This window comes from Eisenbergiella porci, assembly GCF_009696275.1.
GTDB lineage: Bacteria > Bacillota > Clostridia > Lachnospirales > Lachnospiraceae > Eisenbergiella > Eisenbergiella porci.
In genome coordinates this window covers 1-3,262 of the sequence record NZ_VUMI01000121.1, presented here as the reverse complement: position 1 = coordinate 3,262, position 3,262 = coordinate 1, and the positions used below count along the sequence as shown (strand labels likewise).

Genomic DNA, 3,262 nt, shown 5'->3' with positions numbered 1-3,262 from the left:
TTGGAGGTAAGAATCGCGTCAGTGACACGATATGTGTTTTCACCGATTCGTTCCGCCCATTTGCGGAAACGGTCACCATTCCATTCCAGATACTGTTGATGAGATGGAGGCATATGCTCGGTAATGGTACTATATTGCCCCTTGCGACCATAAAGACGGCAATGGGAAGCAATGCGTTTATTGTTATAAAAGACTTCAATGGTCTTATCTGTAACCCGTACATCTACCTTGCGCTTTATGTACTCGTGTGGAACTGAGTATAGCATTCCAGCGCAGGATATGTGATAATTAAACTGAACGGTGGCTTGTTTCCATTCCGCCAGTTCATACGGGGTAACGGGTAATGGTGCCAGTAATGGCAGTTCTTCGTCGCGGAAGATCTCATACCGGCTACCCTCTTTCTTTTGGAAAGGGCGATGGCTGAATTCTTCTAGCTTTTGGCGAATGGCAAGGTTCAGCTCGCTGATCGAAAAGAACTGTTTATTACGCAACGCCGCTGTAATCCATGTGGAAATATTTCCAACGCTGCCTTCGGCATTTGGCTTGTCCTTTGGGGCGCGTACTCTTGCCGGTATCACGGCAGTCCCATAATGTTCAGCCATTTCATGGTAGACAGCGTTGATACGCTGGTCTTTCCAGCCATGGTTGTGATCAACTGCCGTTTTGCAGTTATCGGGAACAAGGATTTTTGCAACGCCACCAAAGTACTTATACATATGGACGTGCGCAGCAATCCAGGACGGCTGTTTTTCATCAATAAACGCCTCCACATAGGGATACTGGCTGTAAGTCATGACACCGACGAAAAGATATGCATTGATAATCTCGCCGGTATCAGGATCAATGATGTGGGCCGGATCACCAGCCCAATCAACCTCCACCTGTTCACCAGGTTTGCGGTTGATATGCATCGTTGCACGGCGTCTCTGCTCATCCTGCTGGATATAATAGCAGAACTGGGAATACATTAGTGGCTCGTCACCAGATTGGCGGCACTCCTCAAGGTATTCCGTCCACAGAAGCTTTTTGTTAACTCCATTGCGGAGAAGTTCCTTGCGGATGTACGCATAATCAGGCATCCGTTTGTTAGTAGAAACTGTAGATTTTCCCACTTTGGGGAATAAGGTTTGAGCCAGTAAATCATCAGTGTACTTTGGCTCCAATGGCCATACGAGATTCTGCTCTTTGGCAGCTTTTAAAACCTTGTTGACCGTGGTCTTGGATGCACCAACGCTGAGTGCGATGTTAGTCTGGCTGAGATTTAGTCCGGCAAGCCGGATAATCTCACGATACTTGGTCATGATAAAGACCTCCTTAAACTGTATTTACGCTATAAAGCGCATACATACAGTTTACATGAAGAACTAAGGTTTTTCATGACACTGGTATCATTCACCGGAATGGTGGTATCATCTGTTCCAGATTGCGGGTATCGTCCTTACCGGAACGGCGGTATCCATTCACCGGAATAGCGGTTCAAAAAGTTCCGGAATACTCAACGATAGAATTTTCCGCATTAGCATAAAGTATAAAAAGGACATAGGAATATATAAATTACCAACTTTAAAATGGATAGTTTTTAGTTCTTTTATTTGTTTATTAGTGGGGGCAGGTAGTGCTTATTATTCGGGTTTTACTTGTCTTTTGTTTGTTTTTGCTGGGATTTATGCTTTAATTTCATTTAAATCTGTATGTAAGTTCTTATATGCTGCATATTTATGCATATTAGTTTTATGTACATCAGTAATCACGATACTTCCTGGGATTGTTGCATCGTTGGCAGGTAATAATTCATTTTATGGGACAGCAAGAGCAAATAGTGATATAGATGTAGGTTCAATGCATATTGTTTCATTGTTTGCACCTATTTATAATCATTTTATCGAACCATTAGGGAAATTTTCAGAGAATTTAAATAAAGCGCTTAATAATACACAGGAAAAATCCCTGATTTTTATGGGAGGGATTATGGCAGTTGGGTTAATTTTTTCTATTTATTATATGCTTTATAATTACGGAAAAGAGGATGTTATTTGTCTATGTGGTAAGAGTAATCTGTTTTTTTTACTGATAAGTATTGTAGGAGGAATTGATTCGATTATTGCTATGTATGTTACATCATCTATAAGAAGCTATAATCGGACAGTGGTGTATATATCCTTTTTTTCTGTTTTATCAATCGGAATTTTGATAGATAAAGGGATTAATAAATATAAATTAAAAAATAGTAAGAAAATTATCGTTTACTTTATAATATTTATTATTGGATTTGTCGGGGTATTACCCAAGGATTATAGTTCGATTTGGGTAGAGATGCCTCATTATAATGAAATAGAAAAACAGTTTAATACTGAGAAACAGTTTGTTGCTGAAATAGAAAATATAATGGAAGAAAATGATGAAATATTTGAATTACCTATTGTTACTGAGGATGATATAAATGTGTGGCCAGAGACAGAGGAGCAGGGAGCCTATAATTTATATAAACCTGTAATCAATTCAAAGAAAACTGTATGGAGTCACGGAGGATTAATTAATTCAAGACCTTATTTTTGGAAAAAATCATTAAAAGAATTAGAGATTGAAGAATTAGTTCCAGTATTGTCTGCGTATGGTTTTAAAGGAATATATATTGATACAAACGGGTTTGAAGAGAGGAAGGCAAGTGAAATAATAAATCAAATGAATGCTATATTAGGAAATCCTTTAGTCTCTTCTGATGAAAAATTGTATTTTTATGATATGAGGGTTTATAATAAAGCTTTATATAATTTATTTACTGAAAAAGAAATAGAAAAAATAAGAAGCAGTGTGTATATCTGGGCGGAATTTCAAACGGGATTAATACAAAAGGATATTAATGATCTGGGTTTTGAAATTTATACATTGAATGAAAAGAGCAAAATGGTTATTGGTAATATAAGTAATTCTTCTATAAATATTAAAATTAAACTTAAGGTAGTGAATGGCAAAAAAGATAGTATTGTAGTAGAATGTGGGGAGAAAAAATTTAATTTAACAGATTTAAATAATAATGGTGAATTCTCTTTAGATCTTAATATACTACCAGGAACTAATATAGTAAATTTTTATAGTAATGATATAATAGATATTAAGTTTGATATTAATATAGCTTAAAGGAGCTTCCTGTATAATTCAAATATAGGGAATTCCGAGAAAGAGGGTTGAGAAAAAAATACCTCAGAGTAAAATAAGATTACTGACTTTGCGGGTTAGTAAAAAATCTTATTAAAACAGTGAG

At 36.6% G+C, this 3,262-nt stretch carries 2 protein-coding genes; one reads left to right on the top strand and one right to left on the bottom strand.

Annotated features, from left to right (window positions below; all coding sequences use genetic code 11):
- The coding region (istA, locus tag FYJ45_RS28975; protein ID WP_154468394.1) for an IS21 family transposase at positions 1 to 1,301 on the bottom strand (1,301 nt) is incomplete at its 3' end.
- Positions 1,302 to 1,776: 475 nt separating this feature from the next.
- On the opposite strand from istA, the gene FYJ45_RS28970 reads away from it, so the two are divergent.
- The gene (locus FYJ45_RS28970; protein ID WP_154468393.1) at positions 1,777 to 3,138 is read left to right on the top strand and encodes a hypothetical protein; all 1,362 of its coding nucleotides are present in this window, start codon (positions 1,777 to 1,779) and stop codon (positions 3,136 to 3,138) included.
- The last annotated feature ends 124 nt before the right edge of the window (positions 3,139 to 3,262 follow it).